The organism is Streptomyces sp. NPDC001717, from assembly GCF_042892775.1.
Lineage (GTDB): Bacteria > Actinomycetota > Actinomycetes > Streptomycetales > Streptomycetaceae > Streptomyces.
The window spans coordinates 162,803-178,296 of record NZ_JBIAUK010000012.1 but is presented as its reverse complement, the minus strand read 5'-3'; the positions used below and the strand labels follow the sequence as shown (position 1 = coordinate 178,296).

At 69.0% G+C, this 15,494-nt stretch carries 15 protein-coding genes; 12 read left to right on the top strand and 3 right to left on the bottom strand.

From position 1 onward, the window contains the following. Positions 1 to 139: 139 nt before the first annotated feature. The 12 genes from glyA (at position 140) to ACFYZL_RS21040 (ending at position 11,504) form a co-directional block, all read left to right on the top strand. Positions 140 to 1,369 (top strand): serine hydroxymethyltransferase, encoded by a 1,230-nt coding sequence (gene glyA, locus ACFYZL_RS21095; protein WP_384746989.1) that lies wholly within the window; start codon positions 140 to 142, stop codon positions 1,367 to 1,369. Positions 1,370 to 1,485: 116 nt separating this feature from the next. Beyond that, complete coding sequence (locus ACFYZL_RS21090; protein ID WP_388680773.1) at positions 1,486 to 2,820, top strand: MraY family glycosyltransferase; 1,335 nt, start codon at positions 1,486 to 1,488, stop codon at positions 2,818 to 2,820. Positions 2,821 to 3,095: 275 nt separating this feature from the next. After that, on the top strand, positions 3,096 to 3,533 hold the full coding sequence (locus ACFYZL_RS21085) for a hypothetical protein (RefSeq protein ID WP_384746990.1): 438 nt from the start codon (positions 3,096 to 3,098) through the stop codon (positions 3,531 to 3,533). 210 nt (positions 3,534 to 3,743) lie between these two features. Continuing rightward, complete coding sequence (gene atpB / locus ACFYZL_RS21080; RefSeq protein ID WP_384747034.1) at positions 3,744 to 4,583, top strand: F0F1 ATP synthase subunit A; 840 nt, start codon at positions 3,744 to 3,746, stop codon at positions 4,581 to 4,583. A 78-nt stretch (positions 4,584 to 4,661) separates the two neighbouring features. Continuing rightward, positions 4,662 to 4,895, top strand: coding sequence for an ATP synthase F0 subunit C (gene atpE / locus ACFYZL_RS21075; RefSeq protein WP_030857147.1), 234 nt, complete (start codon positions 4,662 to 4,664; stop codon positions 4,893 to 4,895). A gap of 43 nt (positions 4,896 to 4,938) precedes the next feature. Beyond that, positions 4,939 to 5,478, top strand: a complete 540-nt coding sequence (locus ACFYZL_RS21070; RefSeq protein ID WP_384588962.1) for a F0F1 ATP synthase subunit B — start codon at positions 4,939 to 4,941, stop codon at positions 5,476 to 5,478. Continuing rightward, the gene (locus ACFYZL_RS21065; protein WP_376658940.1) at positions 5,475 to 6,290 is read left to right on the top strand and encodes a F0F1 ATP synthase subunit delta; all 816 of its coding nucleotides are present in this window, start codon (positions 5,475 to 5,477) and stop codon (positions 6,288 to 6,290) included. Before ACFYZL_RS21070 ends, ACFYZL_RS21065 begins: the two co-directional genes overlap by 4 nt. Before the next feature lie 130 nt (positions 6,291 to 6,420). After that, positions 6,421 to 8,016: a F0F1 ATP synthase subunit alpha gene (gene atpA / locus ACFYZL_RS21060; protein ID WP_384746993.1), complete on the top strand. Its 1,596-nt coding sequence runs from the start codon at positions 6,421 to 6,423 to the stop codon at positions 8,014 to 8,016. Positions 8,017 to 8,036: 20 nt separating this feature from the next. Continuing rightward, on the top strand, positions 8,037 to 8,954 hold the full coding sequence (locus ACFYZL_RS21055; protein ID WP_384746995.1) for a F0F1 ATP synthase subunit gamma: 918 nt from the start codon (positions 8,037 to 8,039) through the stop codon (positions 8,952 to 8,954). After that, on the top strand, positions 8,954 to 10,396 hold the full coding sequence (gene atpD / locus ACFYZL_RS21050; RefSeq protein WP_366681012.1) for a F0F1 ATP synthase subunit beta: 1,443 nt from the start codon (positions 8,954 to 8,956) through the stop codon (positions 10,394 to 10,396). Before ACFYZL_RS21055 ends, atpD begins: the two co-directional genes overlap by 1 nt. Positions 10,397 to 10,559: 163 nt before the next feature. Next, the gene (locus ACFYZL_RS21045; RefSeq protein WP_329379191.1) at positions 10,560 to 10,934 is read left to right on the top strand and encodes a F0F1 ATP synthase subunit epsilon; all 375 of its coding nucleotides are present in this window, start codon (positions 10,560 to 10,562) and stop codon (positions 10,932 to 10,934) included. A 123-nt stretch (positions 10,935 to 11,057) separates the two neighbouring features. Beyond that, the gene (locus tag ACFYZL_RS21040; RefSeq protein ID WP_384588951.1) at positions 11,058 to 11,504 is read left to right on the top strand and encodes a DUF2550 domain-containing protein; all 447 of its coding nucleotides are present in this window, start codon (positions 11,058 to 11,060) and stop codon (positions 11,502 to 11,504) included. Between the two features lie 64 nt (positions 11,505 to 11,568). On the opposite strand, the gene ACFYZL_RS21035 is transcribed toward ACFYZL_RS21040, so the two are convergent. From ACFYZL_RS21035 to ACFYZL_RS21025, 3 genes are all read right to left on the bottom strand, one after another. Beyond that, the gene (locus tag ACFYZL_RS21035) at positions 11,569 to 13,473 is read right to left on the bottom strand and encodes a glycosyl hydrolase family 18 protein (RefSeq protein ID WP_384746997.1); all 1,905 of its coding nucleotides are present in this window, start codon (positions 13,471 to 13,473) and stop codon (positions 11,569 to 11,571) included. A gap of 125 nt (positions 13,474 to 13,598) precedes the next feature. Then, positions 13,599 to 14,243: a response regulator gene (locus ACFYZL_RS21030; protein WP_384746999.1), complete on the bottom strand. Its 645-nt coding sequence runs from the start codon at positions 14,241 to 14,243 to the stop codon at positions 13,599 to 13,601. Beyond that, on the bottom strand, positions 14,240 to 15,424 hold the full coding sequence (locus ACFYZL_RS21025; protein WP_384747001.1) for a sensor histidine kinase: 1,185 nt from the start codon (positions 15,422 to 15,424) through the stop codon (positions 14,240 to 14,242). Before ACFYZL_RS21025 ends, ACFYZL_RS21030 begins: the two co-directional genes overlap by 4 nt. Between the last annotated feature and the right edge of the window lie 70 nt (positions 15,425 to 15,494).

Genomic DNA, 15,494 nt, shown 5'->3' with positions numbered 1-15,494 from the left:
GCCCGCAGGGCAATTTCAGCCCCTCCGGCGTTCGAGGAGCGGGGTCCGGGGCGGAGCCCCGGCATGCGGCCCGCCGCAGGGCGATTTGGGTGGCTTCGGCCTACAGTGGCTGGTACCCGGTACCCCCTGGAGTCGTGCCATGAGCGTCATCACCCAGCCCACGGACGTCCTGCGGCAGCAGGATCCGCAGATGGCGGACGTACTCGCGGGGGAGCGGCAGCGGCAGGGGACCACCCTGCAGATGATCGCCGCCGAGAACTTCACCTCCGGCGCGGTGCTCGCCGCGCTCGGGTCGGCGCTCGCCAACAAGTACGCCGAGGGGTATCCCGGTGCCCGGCACCACGGTGGGTGCGAGTACGCCGACATGGCCGAGCGCGTCGCCATGGAGCGGGCCACCGCGCTCTTCGGGGCCGAGCACGCCAACGTACAGCCCCACTCCGGTTCCTCCGCCGTGCTGGCCGCCTACGCGGCGCTGCTGCGGCCGGGGGACACCGTGCTGGCGATGGGGCTTCCGTACGGGGGGCACCTCACCCACGGCTCACCCGCCAACTTCTCCGGCCGCTGGTTCGACTTCGTCGGGTACGGGGTCGACGCCGAGACGGGGCTCATCGACTACCGGCAGGTGCAGGAGCTGGCCCGCGCGCACCGGCCCAAGGCGATCGTGTGCGGGTCCATCTCCTACCCCCGGCATCCGGAGTACTCGGTGTTCCGGGAGATCGCCGACGAGGTGGGGGCCTACTTCATCGCCGACGCGGGCCATCCGATCGGGCTGGTGGCCGGCGGGGCCGCGCCCAGCCCCGTCCCGTACGCCGACATCGTGTGCGCGACCACGCACAAGGTGCTGCGCGGCCCGCGCGGCGGGATGATCCTGTGCGGCTCCGAGTTCGCCGAGCGCGTCGACCGCGCGGTGTTCCCCTTCACGCAGGGCGGCGCCCAGATGCACACCATCGCCGCGAAGGCCGTCGCGTTCGGGGAGGCGGCGACTCCCGCCTTCACCACCTACGCGCACCGGGTCGTCGCCAACGCCCGGGTGCTCGCGCAGGCGCTGGAGAAGCACGGGTTCGCGATCACCACCGGCGGCACCGACACGCACCTGATCACCGCCGACCCGTCCCCGCTGGGTCTGGACGGCCCGACCGCCCGGGGTCTGCTGGCCGCGGCGGGGATCGTGCTCGACACCTGTGCCCTCCCGTACGGGGACCAGCGCGGGATCCGGCTCGGCACCGCGGCCGTCACCACCCAGGGGATGGGGGAGGCCCAGATGACCGAGATCGCGGCTCTTTTCGCCCGCGCACTGCGCGGGGAGGGCGCGCAGACCCGTACGGAGGTCGCCGATCTCACGAGGGAATTTCCACCTTACGGGGAGTAACAGGGGCAAGCGGGGCGTACTGGAACCGGGATACGGCCCCCTCGCGTCCTCGGTGGAGGGGACATCGCAGCTAATGTGTGGGGCTGAGATGGCCGGCGATACATCTGGGGCAGCCAGTGCGTGAATATCTGCTGACGCTTTGCGTCACGGTCGCGGTGACCTACCTGCTGACCGGGCCCGTGCGGAAGTTCGCGATCGCGGCCGGGGCCATGCCGGAGATCCGCGCCCGTGACGTGCACCGCGAGCCCACACCGCGACTGGGCGGCATCGCCATGTTCGGCGGACTGTGCGCGGGGCTGCTGGTCGCCGACCACCTGCGCAACCTCAACGGTGTCTTCGAGCTGTCGAACGAACCGCGCGCGCTGCTCTCCGGAGCGGCGCTGATCTGGCTGGTCGGCGTCCTCGACGACAAGTTCGAACTCGACGCCCTGATCAAGCTCGGCGCGCAGATGATCTCCGCCGGCGTGATGGTCATGCAGGGTCTGACCATCCTGTGGATCCCCGTCCCGGGCATCGGCACCGTCCCGCTCACGCAGTGGCAGGGCAACCTGCTGACCGTCGCGCTCGTCGTGATCACCATCAACGCCGTGAACTTCGTCGACGGCCTCGACGGCCTGGCCGCCGGCATGGTCTGCATCGCGGCCGCCGCGCTGTTCCTCTACGCGTACCGGATCTGGTTCGGCTACGGCATCGAGTCGGCCGCTCCCGCGACCCTGTTCGCGGCCATCCTGATGGGCATGTGCCTGGGCTTCCTGCCGCACAACATGCACCCCGCGCGGATCTTCATGGGCGACTCCGGCTCGATGCTCATCGGCCTGGTGCTGGCCGCCTCCGCGATCTCCCTGACCGGCCAGGTCGACCCGGACGCCCTCGCCCTCTTCGCGGGTGGTGAGCGCAACGCGACGCACGCGATGCTCCCCGCCTACATCCCGCTGATCCTGCCGCTGACCGTCATCGCGATCCCGATGGCGGACCTGGTTCTGGCCATCGTCCGGCGCACCTGGAAGGGCCAGTCGCCCTTCGCCGCGGACCGCGGACACCTGCACCACCGACTGCTGGAACTCGGGCATTCGCACAGCCGCGCGGTGCTCATCATGTACTTCTGGTCAGGACTCATCGCCTTCGGCGCGGTGGCCTATTCGGTGCATTCCACGTCGATGTGGATCGTGCTCGCCATCGCCGCCCTGAGCGCCGTCGGCCTGATCCTGCTGCTCCTGCCGCGCTTCACCCCGCGCGCTCCGCGCTGGGCCGAAGGCCTCGTTCCGCCGCGCTACCGGCACGCGGCGCGAGCCGCCGAGGCCGCGGCGGAGGCGGCCCTGGAGGACGTCTCGGGTGCCGAGCCGGCGCCCGTCCGACCGGTCGCGGCAGGTGTGTCCGGCGTCAACGGGGCGACCGCCGTGGGCCCCCGTTCGCGCTTCCCCGACCGGCGTAAGGCTGAATCGACGCGCTGACGACGGTGGGTGCATGTCGGACATGAACGCCCTTTAGCACACAAGACACTTGGCTGTCGCGCACACACGCGCAGGGTCCCTCTCATGTGTGACAGTCAGCACACCCACCAGGTAAAGCTCTCATCAAATAGTTTGTGATACCGTTCACTAAACCCGGCGACAGAGCCGAAGGACCGTAGTGCGACGGTCCATTGGCCCGAGGACCTCACTCGGACCGGGCTTACGCTCGTCCCGTACGAGTCCCGTGCCCCCACCACCACGCGGAGCAAACCGCCATGCGGTCTAACGACGTCCGATCTCTCCTGCAAGCCGCCGTGCCCACGGCTGTCGCCGGCGCTGTCGCCGCTGCGATCAGTGCCGTCGTGGTCGGTGGCGCGGGTGCGCTCGGTGCCGTCATCGCGACGCTGTTGGTGATCCTGTTCATGGGCATCGGATTCATCGTTCTGCAGCGCACGGCGAAATCGCTTCCGCATCTCTTCCAGGCCATGGGGCTCATGCTCTACGCGGCCCAGATCCTGCTGCTCTTCGTCTTTCTCGCCGCGTTCAAGAACACCACTCTGTTCAACCCCAAGGCCTTCGCGATCACGCTCGTGGTGACCACCCTCGTGTGGATCGCCGCGCAGACCCGTGCTCACATGAAGGCCAAGATCCTTTACGTGGAACCGGACTCGACTCCGGGCGACAAGCCCGGAAATTCGGGGCCGAAGACGTGAAGGGTAGGGCCGGGATAAGTGCGCGTTCGAGATCCTGCTATCGTCCGGTGCCATATGCGGCACTGCGGGCGCGGGCACCTGAGCTGACGCCTGTTCCATCGCGAGGCTCGATGCCTGACTGCCGCCCCACCATCCGTAACACCAGTCCAGTGCCGAACCGCGGCTTCTCGCCGCGCCGACACAACGAGGTTGCCGTACCTATGCGCCACGCTGAAGGAGCCCGCGGTGAGTGCTGACCCGACGCAGGTCCTCGCCTTCGAGACCGACTGTCACATCTTCGACGGATGTGGCTTCCCCGGACCGGGCCTGCACTCGTTCCTCTTCGAGCCGCTGTGGGGCGAACCCGGCATCACCAGCACGTACTTCAACAAGCCGATGCTGCTGGCCCTGCTGGGCTCGCTGATCATCGTGGGCTTCTTCTGGGCCGCCTTCGGCAAGCCGAAGGTCGTCCCGGGCAAGCTCCAGATGGTGGCCGAGGCCGGCTACGACTTCGTGCGCCGCGGGATCGTCTACGAGACGCTGGGCAAGAAGGAGGGCGAGAAGTACGTCCCCTTCATGGTCTCGCTGTTCTTCTTCGTGTGGATCCTGAACGTCTGGTCGATCGTCCCGGTGGCTCAGTTCCCCGTGACCGCGATCATCGCGTACCCGGCCATCCTCGCCGCGATCGTGTACTTCATCTGGATGTCGGTGACGTTCAAGCGCCACGGCTTCGTCGGCGGCTTCAAGAACCTGACCGGCTACGACAAGTCGCTCGGCCCGGTCCTCCCGCTGGTCATGGTCATCGAGTTCTTCTCGAACGTCCTGGTGCGCCCGTTCACCCACGCGGTCCGACTCTTCGCGAACATGTTCGCCGGTCACACCCTGCTGCTGCTCTTCACGATCGCCAGCTGGTACCTGCTGAACGGCATCGGCATCGCCTACGCGGGTGTCTCGTTCGTGATGGTGATCGTGATGACCGCCTTCGAGCTCTTCATCCAGGCTGTCCAGGCGTACGTCTTCGTCCTCCTGGCCTGCAGCTTCATCCAGGGCGCGCTCGCCGAGCACCACTGAGTCCGGCCCACTCCCAAACCCCCTTGTCGTCCGGTGGCCAACCCCCACCGGATCCGTGAAAGAGAAGGAAGAACTGGCATGTCCCAGATCCTCGCCGCCGCCGAAGGCGTCACCGGTTCCCTCAGCTCCGTTGGTTACGGCCTCGCGGCCATCGGCCCCGGCGTCGGCGTCGGCATCATCTTCGGTAACGGCACCCAGGCCCTCGCCCGCCAGCCCGAGGCCGCCGGTCTGATCCGCGCCAACCAGATCCTCGGCTTCGCCTTCTGTGAGGCGCTCGCCCTCATCGGTCTGGTCATGCCGTTCGTCTACTAAGACGAGCCGCAACCACTAGTCCGATTAGACGAAAGGCACTGATGTGAACCTCCTGGTTCTCGCGGCCGAGACGGAAAACCCTCTCGTTCCGCCGATCCCCGAGCTCGTCATCGGTCTGATCGCCTTCGTCATCGTCTTCGGTTTCCTCGCGAAGAAGCTCCTCCCGAACATCAACAAGGTTCTGGACGAGCGCCACGCGGCGATCGAGGGCGGTATCGAGAAGGCAGAAGCCGCTCAGACCGAGGCTCAGAGCGTCCTGGAGCAGTACAAGGCCCAGCTCGCCGAAGCCCGGCACGAGGCCGCGCGCCTGCGCCAGGAAGCGCTGGAGCAGGGCACTGCGCTCAAGGAAGAACTGCGCGCAGAGGGCCAGCGGCAGCGTGAGGAGATCATCGCTGCCGGCCACGCCCAGATCGCGGCCGACCGCAAGGCCGCCGCTCAGGCGCTGCGTCAGGACGTCGGCAAGCTCGCCACCGACCTGGCCGGAAAGCTCGTCGGCGAGTCCCTCGAGGACCACGCCCGGCAGAGCCGTACGATCGACCGCTTCCTCAGCGAGCTTGAGGAGAAGGCCGAGGCGGCCCGATGAACGGAGCGAGCCGCGAGGCGCTGGCCTCCGCGCGCGAGCGTCTCGACGCGCTGACGGACAACTCGTCCGTCGACGCGGCGAAGCTCGCCGGTGAGCTGGCCGCCGTCACCGCGCTGCTCGACCGTGAGGTCTCGCTGCGTCGGGTCATCACGGACCCGGCGCAGTCCGGTGAGGCCAAGGCCGAGCTGGTGGGCCGACTGCTGTCCGGCCAGGTGGGCGGGGAGACCCTCGACCTGGTGTCCGGCATGGCGCGGTCCCGCTGGTCGCAGTCCCGTGACCTGGTGGACTCGCTTGAGGAGCTGGCGGCCACCGCCGACCTCACGGCGGCCCAGAAGGCCGGCGCGCTCGACGACGTCGAGGACGAGGTGTTCCGCTTCGGGCGGATCGTCTCCTCGAACACCGAGCTGCGTGCCGCGCTGACCGACCGTGCGGCCACCGCCTCCGCCAAGAGCGAGCTGCTGCGCAGCCTGCTCGGCGGCAAGGCGAACGCCGTCACGGAGCGCCTGGTGACGCGTCTCGTCACGCACCCGCGTGGACGTAGCCTGGAAGCGGGACTCGAGTCCCTTTCCACGCTCGCCGCCGAGCGCCGCAACCGCATGGTCGCCACCGTGACCACCGCGGTTCCGCTCAGCGACGTGCAGAAGCAGCGTCTCGGCGCGGTGCTGGCGAAGCTGTACGGCCGCCAGATGCACCTGAACCTCGACGTGGACCCCGCGGTCCTCGGCGGAATCCAGGTGCGGGTCGGTGACGAGGTCATCGACGGCACCATCGCGGAGCGCCTCACCGAGGCGACCCGTCGCATGGCCGGCTGACCAGCCACCAACTAGTACAACGCATTCCTAGCGGCCCGGTTGGGCCGTGCAGAACTTGCAGAAGATTCCTGGGGGTCGCCCCCAGACCCCTAAGAAGCTTCAGGCCCAACAAGGAGAGCAGGGAACCCAGATGGCGGAGCTCACGATCCGGCCGGAGGAGATCCGGGACGCACTGGAGAACTTTGTCCAGTCGTACCAGCCGGACGCGGCCTCGCGCGAGGAGGTCGGAACGGTCAGCGTTGCCGGCGACGGCATCGCGAAGGTGGAGGGCCTGCCCTCCGCCATGGCGAACGAGCTGCTGAAGTTCGAGGACGGCACCCTCGGTCTCGCCCTCAACCTCGAGGAGCGCGAGATCGGTGCGATCGTCCTCGGCGAGTTCAGCGGTATCGAGGAGGGCCAGCCGGTGCACCGCACCGGTGAGGTTCTCTCCGTAGGTGTCGGCGAGGGCTACCTCGGCCGCGTTGTCGACCCGCTCGGCAACCCGATCGACGGCCTCGGCGAGATCGCGACCGAAGGCCGCCGCGCCCTCGAGCTGCAGGCCCCGGGCGTTATGGTCCGTAAGTCGGTGCACGAGCCCATGCAGACCGGCTACAAGGCCGTCGACGCGATGGTGCCGATCGGCCGTGGCCAGCGTCAGCTGATCATCGGCGACCGTCAGACGGGTAAGACCGCTCTGGCCGTCGACACGATCATCAACCAGCGTGACAACTGGCGCTCCGGCGACGTGAACAAGCAGGTCCGCTGCATCTACGTCGCCATCGGCCAGAAGGGCTCGACCATCGCGTCCGTTCGCGGCGCCCTGGAAGAGGCCGGCGCGCTCGAGTACACGACGATCGTCGCCGCCCCGGCGTCCGACCCGGCCGGCTTCAAGTACCTGGCGCCGTACACCGGTTCCGCCATCGGCCAGCACTGGATGTACGCCGGCAAGCACGTCCTGATCATCTTCGACGACCTGTCGAAGCAGGCCGACGCCTACCGCGCCGTGTCGCTGCTGCTGCGCCGCCCGCCGGGCCGTGAGGCCTACCCGGGTGACGTCTTCTACCTGCACTCCCGTCTGCTGGAGCGCTGCGCGAAGCTGTCCGACGAGATGGGTGCCGGTTCGATGACCGGTCTGCCGATCGTCGAGACCAAGGCGAACGACGTGTCGGCGTTCATCCCGACCAACGTCATCTCCATCACCGACGGCCAGTGCTTCCTGGAGTCCGACCTGTTCAACGCGGGCCAGCGCCCGGCGCTGAACGTCGGTATCTCGGTCTCCCGCGTCGGTGGCTCCGCCCAGCACAAGGCCATGAAGCAGGTTTCGGGTCGCCTCCGCGTCGACCTGGCCCAGTACCGCGAGCTGGAGGCGTTCGCCGCCTTCGGTTCCGACCTGGACGCCGCGTCGAAGGCCTCGCTGGAGCGCGGCAAGCGCATGGTCGAGCTGCTGAAGCAGGGCCAGTACCAGCCGATGCCCGTCGAGGAGCAGGTCGTCTCCGTCTGGGCCGGCACCACCGGCAAGATGGACGACGTCCCGGTCGAGGACATCCGCCGCTTCGAGTCGGAGCTGCTGGAGCACCTGCGCCGCGAGCGCAAGGACCTCCTGACCTCGATCGCCGACGGCGGCAAGATGTCGGACGACACGCTGGGCTCGATCGCCGACGCGATCGCCGCCTTCAAGCGCCAGTTCGAGACCTCGGACGGAAAGCTCCTCGGCGAAGACGTTCCGGCCGTCAACGTCTCCAAGTGACGACGGAAGGGACCTGACTCATGGGAGCGCAGCTCCGGGTCTACAAGCGTCGCATCCGTGCCATCACGGCGACCAAGAAGATCACCAAGGCGATGGAGATGATCGCCGCCTCGCGCATCGTCAAGGCGCAGCGCAAGGTGGCGGCGTCGATGCCGTACGCGACCGAGCTCACCCGTGCGGTGACCGCGGTGGCGACCGGTTCGAACACCAAGCACGCCCTGACCACCGAGGTCGAGGCGCCGACCCGCGCCGCGGTCCTGCTCATCACGAGCGACCGCGGTCTGGCCGGCGGCTACTCCTCGAACGCCATCAAGCAGGCCGACCGGCTCACCGAGCGGCTGCGGGCTGAGGGCAAGGAGGTCGACAGCTACATCGTCGGCCGCAAGGGTGTCGCCTACTACGGCTTCCGTGAGCGCAAGGTCACGGACTCGTGGACCGGCTTCACCGACAGCCCGGCCTACGCCGACGCCAAGCGCGTCGCGGCGCCGCTGATCGAGGCCATCCAGCTGGAAACGGCCGAGGGCGGCGTCGACGAGCTGCACATCGTCTACACGGAATTCGTGTCGATGATGACGCAGAACGCGGTCGACGGCCGGATGCTGCCGCTCAGCCTCGACAAGGCTGTGGAGGAGGACGGTGCGAAGGGCGAGATCCTTCCGCTGTTCGAGTTCGAGCCGTCGGCGGAGGACGTCCTCGACGCCCTTCTGCCGCGCTACGTCGAGAGCCGCATCTACAACGCGCTGCTGCAGGCCGCTGCTTCCGAGCACGCTGCCCGCCGCCGCGCGATGAAGTCGGCGACCGACAACGCCGGAGACCTCATCAAGAGCCTCTCCCGGCTTGCCAACGCGGCCCGCCAGGCCGAAATCACCCAGGAAATCAGCGAGATCGTCGGTGGCGCCAGCGCCATGGCCGACGCGACCGCGGGGAGTGACAAGTAATGACGACCTCTGTTGAGACGGCCGCTGCCACGGGCCGCATCGCCCGGGTCATCGGCCCGGTCGTCGACGTGGAGTTCCCCGTCGACGCGATGCCCGACATCTACAACGCGCTGAAGGTCCAGGTCGCCGACCCGGCCGAGGACGGCGCGCTCAAGACGCTGACCCTTGAGGTCGCCCAGCACCTGGGTGACGGCCTGGTCCGCACCATCTCCATGCAGCCCACCGACGGTCTGGTCCGCCAGGCCCCGGTGACCGACACGGGCGAGGGCATCACCGTCCCCGTCGGTGACTTCACCAAGGGCAAGGTGTTCAACACCCTGGGTGAGGTGCTCAACTACCCCGAGGCGAACGCCGAGGTCACCGAGCGCTGGCCCATCCACCGCAAGGCCCCGAGCTTCGACGAGCTCGAGTCCAAGACGGAGATGTTCGAGACCGGCGTCAAGGTCATCGACCTTCTCACCCCGTACGTCAAGGGTGGAAAGATCGGTCTGTTCGGTGGTGCCGGCGTCGGCAAGACCGTTCTGATCCAGGAAATGATCTACCGCGTCGCCAACAACCACGACGGTGTGTCGGTGTTCGCGGGCGTCGGTGAGCGTACCCGTGAGGGCAACGACCTCATCGAGGAAATGGGCGACTCGGGCGTCATCGACAAGACCGCCCTTGTCTTCGGCCAGATGGACGAGCCCCCGGGCACCCGTCTGCGCGTCGCGCTCGCCGGTCTGACCATGGCGGAGTACTTCCGCGATGTTCAGAAGCAGGACGTGCTGTTCTTCATCGACAACATCTTCCGGTACACCCAGGCCGGTTCCGAGGTGTCGACCCTGCTCGGCCGCATGCCCTCCGCGGTGGGTTACCAGCCGAACCTGGCCGACGAGATGGGTCTCCTCCAGGAGCGCATCACCTCGACCCGCGGTCACTCGATCACCTCGATGCAGGCGATCTACGTCCCCGCGGACGACCTGACCGACCCGGCGCCGGCGACCACCTTCGCCCACCTCGACGCGACGACGGTTCTCTCCCGTCCGATCTCCGAGAAGGGCATCTACCCGGCCGTGGACCCGCTGGACTCGACGTCCCGCATCCTCGACCCGCGGTACATCGCGGCGGACCACTACGCGGCCGCCATGCGTGTCAAGGGGATCCTGCAGAAGTACAAGGACCTCCAGGACATCATCGCGATCCTCGGTATCGACGAGCTGGGCGAGGAGGACAAGCTCGTTGTCCACCGTGCCCGTCGCGTCGAGCGCTTCCTGTCGCAGAACACCCACGTGGCGAAGCAGTTCACCGGTGTGGACGGTTCGGACGTTCCGCTCGACGAGTCGATCACCGCGTTCAACGCGATCTGCGACGGTGACTACGACCACTTCCCCGAGCAGGCGTTCTTCATGTGCGGTGGCATCGAGGACCTGAAGGCCAACGCCAAGGAGCTGGGCGTCTCCTGATCCGGCGCGCTCCGCGAGGAGCGCATCCGGTTCGAAGGCCCGCCGGCTCGCCGGCAGGTGTCTCGTAGGAGGGGGGCGGGTGTGTCCCGTCCCTCTCCCCACGCCCATTAGAATTTGACCCAACACCCGGCTGACCCGCCGGGTGGTGACCCGAGGAGCCACCTTGGCTGCTGAGCTGCACGTCGAGCTGGTCGCGGCGGACCGCAATGTCTGGTCCGGCGAGGCCACCCTTGTTGTCGCCCGCACCACGTCCGGCGACATCGGCGTCATGCCCGGTCACCAGCCGCTTCTCGGTGTGCTGGAATCGGGCCCGGTGACCATCCGTACCAGCGAGGGCGGCACCGTCGTCGCCGCGGTGCACGGCGGATTCATCTCGTTCGCGGACAACAAGCTGTCCCTGCTGGCCGAGATCGCCGAGCTCGCGGACGAGATTGACGTCCAGCGTGCGGAGCGGGCACTGGAGCGCGCCAAGTCGGACGCCGATGCGGCATCCGAGCGACGCGCCGAAGTCCGGTTGCGCGCCGTCGCGGGGCACTGAGCCCCGTACCAAAGTGTGAAACCTCAGCCGCGGTCCGTTCCGGAATTTTCCGGAGCGGGTCGCGGCTGAGGCGATGCAGGTCTGTTTTTCATCTGTATGCGATGAGCGAGGAGGTCGGTGAAGATGCTCCTCGCTCTGCTTGTGAGCGGCCTGGTCGTAGCCCTGGTGGTGATCGGGCTGTTTGTGTTCGGGCTGCGCCGCCGGCTCATCCAGCGTTCGGGCGGGACCTTCGACTGCAGCCTGCGTTGGGGCGTGGCCGAGGAGCCCGACGTATCCGGCAAGGGCTGGGTGTACGGGGTCGCCCGGTACGGCGGTGACCGCATCGAGTGGTTCCGCGTCTTCAGCTATGCGCACCGCCCGCGCCGAGTGTTGGAGCGGGCCTCCATCGAGGTGATCGCGCGCCGCGCGCCCGAGGGCGAGGAAGAGCTGGCCCTGCTGTCCGACGCCGTCGTGCTCGGCTGTCTCCACCAGGGGACCCGCCTGGAGCTGGCGATGAGCGAGGACGCGCTGACCGGGTTCCTGGCGTGGCTGGAGGCCGCACCGCCCGGGCAGCGTGTGAACGTGGCCTGACCGATCGCAGGCGTCGAAGAGCCGGGAAGACGAGGGGCGGACCCCGTCCTCCCGGCTTTCGTCGTTACCGGAGGCCGGTGTGGATCGCGTTCGCGAGCTCACCGTTCGTGGTGTCGCCGCTGAACTCCCAGAAGAAGGCGCCCCTCAGACCCTGCTGCTTGGCCCAGGTCATCTTCCCGGCGATGGTGGCGGGGGTGTCGTAGCTCCACCAGTTGCTGCCGCACTTGGCGTAGGCCGTGCCGGCGACGGTGCCGGTGGCCGGGCAGCTGTTCTTGAGCACCTTGTAGTCCTCGATGCCCTGCTCGTACGTGCCCGGGGCGGGCCCGGTCGCGGTGCCGCCCGGGGCGGCCTGGGTGACGCCCGTCCAGCCGCGGCCGTAGAAGCCGATGCCGAGGTTGAGCTTGGAGCCGGGGATGCCCTTGCCCTTGAGCTTGGTGATGGCCGCCTCGGAGTTGAAGCCGGCGATCGGGATGCCCGAGTACGAGGTGAGCGGGGAGTGCGGGGCGGTCGGGCCCTTCGCGTCCCAGGCGCCGAAGAAGTCGTACGTCATGACGTTGTAGAAGTCCGCGTACTGCGCGGCGCCCGCGTAGTCGGCCAGGTCGAGCTTGCCGCCGTTGGAGCCGTCGGCGGAGATCGCGGCGGTGACCAGGTTGGAGCCGCCGAACTTGGCGCGCAACGCCGACATCAGGTTCTTGAACGCGGCCGCTCCGCTGGTGTCGCAGGACAGTCCGCAGGCGTTCGGGTACTCCCAGTCGATGTCGATGCCGTCGAAGACGTCGGCCCAGCGCGGGTCCTCGACCAGGTTGTAGCAGGACTGGGCGAAGGCGGCCGGGTTGGCCGCGGCCTGGCCGAACCCGCCGGACCAGGTCCAGCCGCCGAAGGACCACAGGACCTTGATGTTCGGGTACTGCTTCTTCAGCTTGCGCAGCTGGTTGAAGTTGCCGCGCAGCGGCTGGTCCCAGTTGTCGGCCACGCCGTCGACGCTCTGGTCGGCGGTGTAGGCCTTGTCGTAGTCGGCGTAGGCGTCACCGATGGTGCACGCGCCGTTCTGGACGTTGCCGAAGGCGTAGTTGATGTGGGTGATCTTCGCGGCCGAGCCGGAGGTGACCAGGTTCTTCACGTGGTAGTTGCGGCCGTAGACGCCCCACTCGGTGAAGTAGCCCAGCTTGACGGGGCCGCCGGGCTGCGGCGGCTCGGTGGTGCCGCCGGTGGTGCTGACCGTGAGGCTGCCGGAGGAGGGGCCGGTCTGGTCGATGGTGTCGCGGGCGGTGACGGAGTAGGTGTACGTGGTGGCCTTGGTCAGGCCGGAGTCCGCGTACGTGGTGCCGGTGACCGTCGCGATCTTCGTGCCGCCGCGGTAGACGTCGTAGTTCTTGATGCCCTTGTCGTCGGTGGCCGCGCCCCAGCTCAGGGTCAGTGCGGTCTCGGTGACGCCGGTCGCGGTGGGGGTGCCCGGTGCCGTGGGGGGAGTGTCACCGGGCTGGGTGGTGCCGTCGCAGGAGCCGCCGTTGACCTTGCAGCCGCTCGGGGAGCCGCCGCCCGTGCCGTTGAAGCCGAAGCTGGCGGTGGCGCCGGGGGCGAGGGTGCCGTTCCAGCCGACGTTCTTGCCGGTCCAGTGGGTGCCGGAGTTGGTGACCGTGGCGTCCCAGGCGGAGGTGACGGCGGTGCCGGCGGGGAAGTCCCACTCGACGGTCCACGAGGTGATGGTCGTGGTGCCGGTGTTCTTCACCGTCCACTTGCCCTCGAAGCCGGTGCCCCAGTCGGAGACCTTGGTGTACGTCGCGGTCGCGGATGCGGCGGCCTGGGCCGGGCCGGCGAGTGCGACGAGCCCGGCGACGGGCACGGCGAGGGCGGCGATGACGGCCGCGACTCTGGTGAAGAACCGGGTGCGCCCGGTACGGGGTGGGGGTGCTGTGCTCAAGGGTGCTCCTCCGTAGGTCCGTCTCCGTCGTGGGGCCGACGTCGACATGGGGGTGGGACCTGCGCCGCCCGTGAGCACGCTTTGTCATGGCACGCTCACCACAGTGTTGCGGTGAGAGTAGAAAGGTCTGGACCAACCGTCAAGAGGTCCAGACCGGTGCCCCCGGAGCTTCGCTAGAGCCCCAACTCCTGTGCCAGTACGGCCGCTTGGAGGCGGCTGCGGAGCTCCAACTTGCCCAGGAGGCGGCTCACGTGGGTCTTCGCCGTCGCCTCCGCCATGTCCAGCCGTACGGCGATCTCCGCGTTCGACAGTCCCTCGCCCAGGCAGGACAGGACCTCGCGCTCCCGCCGGGTCAGCGTCTCCAGGGCCGGCGGGGCGGCCGGTCTCGCCGGGCGCGCCGGAGCCGCGAACTCCGCGATCAGCCGCCGCGTCACCGCCGGGGAGATCAGGCCCTCCCCGCGCGCCACGGTCCGTACCGCCGCGATCAGCTCCGCCGCCTCGGCGTTCTTCAGCAGGAAGCCCGCCGCACCCGCCCGCAGCGCCCCGAACACGTACTCGTCCAGGTCGAAGGTCGTCAGCACCAAGACGTCCGCCAGACCGTCCGCGACCACCTGGCGGGTCGCCGACACCCCGTCGAGCCTCGGCATCTGCACGTCCATGAGGACGAGGTCCGGCCGCAGTTCCCGGGCCAGGCGCACCGCCTCCTCCCCGTCGGCGGCCTCGCCCACCACCTCGATGTCACCCGCGCTGCGCAGGATGAGCACCAGCCCGGCCCGTACCGCGCTCTGGTCCTCCGCCACCACCACCCGGATGGTCATGCCTCCACCGCCTCCAGTTCCGCGGGCAGGCTCGCCCGTACCCGCCACGATTCGCCGCTCCGGCCCGCCTCGAACTCCCCGCCGAGCAGTTCCGCCCGTTCCCGCATGCCGACCAGCCCGGCCCCGGAGCCCGGCGCGCGGGGGCCGGGGCGGTCCCCGTACGGGGAATCCACGGCCACCGTCAGCGCGGTGTCGGTGCGGGTCACGCGGACGGTGACCGTGCCCGGACAGGCGTGCTTGAGGGCGTTGGTCAGCGACTCCTGGACGATCCTGTACGCGGCCAGCTCCACCGGCGCCGGCAGGGCCCGGCCGGGTGGCCGCTCGTCGGCGAGCACGAAGTCCAGCCCGCTCGCCGACCCGTTGGTCCGGGCCTGCTCCACGAGGGCCTCCAGCCCGTCCAGAGAGGGCACGGCGGCCGCTTCCTGCTCCGCCCCCGCATCGCGCAGCAGCCCGATCAGCCGACGCATTTCGGCCAGCCCCTGCACGCTGTTCTCCCGGATCACCCCTAGCGCGTCCCGGCTGGTCTCCGGCCGGTCGATGGAGAGCGCGGCGGTGGAGTGGATGGCGATGGCGGAGAGGTGGTTGGCCACCATGTCGTGGAGCTCCCGCGCCATCCGGGCCCGCTCGGCGGCCACGGCCTGACTGCGGTCCATCTCGGCCAGCAGGGTGGTCTGCTCGGCGCGCAGCCGGGCGGCCTCGGCGGCCTCGCGGTGGTTGCGCAGGGTGGCGCCGGTCAGGGCCGGGGCGAAGCTCACGATGCCGGTGATCGTGCCGATCAGCAGGGCCTGCGGGGTGCGCAGCCAGGCCACCGAGGCGATCGTGACCACGACGGTGATCAGGCCGGTGGTGACGGGGAGCCGGCGGGCCATGGACGGCGTTCCGTACACGACGGCGGCGTACATCAGATCCGTGAAGATCACGACGGTGGCGAGGCTGCCGACCGTGAACTGGTCGGCGACCACCCCGACGGTGCCGACGGCCAGGGTCAGATTCGGGTGCGTGCGGCGCAGCAGCTCCATCGCGCCGAGCGCCACGAGCGGGACCAGGGCCACCCAGGCCGGCAGGAAGTCCCGGCCCGGGCTGCTGTAGACGCCGAGCGACCAGAACAGCAGGCCCGCGGCCGTGCTGACCACGGCGAGGAAGACGTCGTCGCGGTGGGGGCGCAGGCTCTTCTCGGTCACGGTCCCATCCAACAGGGTGCGCGGGCCCCGCACCTCGGCGCGGAGGCCGAGGTACGGGTACATCGAACGA

What these genes read in the sequence shown, in the direction of transcription:
- glyA (WP_384746989.1), top strand. Translation starts at nt 140, where the DNA reads ATGAGCGTCATCACCCAGCCCACGGACGTCCTGCGGCAGCAGGATCCG.
- ACFYZL_RS21085 (WP_384746990.1), top strand. Translation starts at nt 3,096, where the DNA reads ATGCGGTCTAACGACGTCCGATCTCTCCTGCAAGCCGCCGTGCCCACG.
- atpE (WP_030857147.1), top strand. Translation starts at nt 4,662, where the DNA reads ATGTCCCAGATCCTCGCCGCCGCCGAAGGCGTCACCGGTTCCCTCAGC.
- ACFYZL_RS21065 (WP_376658940.1), top strand. Translation starts at nt 5,475, where the DNA reads ATGAACGGAGCGAGCCGCGAGGCGCTGGCCTCCGCGCGCGAGCGTCTC.
- atpA (WP_384746993.1), top strand. Translation starts at nt 6,421, where the DNA reads ATGGCGGAGCTCACGATCCGGCCGGAGGAGATCCGGGACGCACTGGAG.
- ACFYZL_RS21055 (WP_384746995.1), top strand. Translation starts at nt 8,037, where the DNA reads ATGGGAGCGCAGCTCCGGGTCTACAAGCGTCGCATCCGTGCCATCACG.
- atpD (WP_366681012.1), top strand. Translation starts at nt 8,954, where the DNA reads ATGACGACCTCTGTTGAGACGGCCGCTGCCACGGGCCGCATCGCCCGG.
- ACFYZL_RS21040 (WP_384588951.1), top strand. Translation starts at nt 11,058, where the DNA reads ATGCTCCTCGCTCTGCTTGTGAGCGGCCTGGTCGTAGCCCTGGTGGTG.
- ACFYZL_RS21035 (WP_384746997.1), bottom strand. Translation starts at nt 13,473, where the DNA reads ATGTCGACGTCGGCCCCACGACGGAGACGGACCTACGGAGGAGCACCC.
- ACFYZL_RS21030 (WP_384746999.1), bottom strand. Translation starts at nt 14,243, where the DNA reads ATGACCATCCGGGTGGTGGTGGCGGAGGACCAGAGCGCGGTACGGGCC.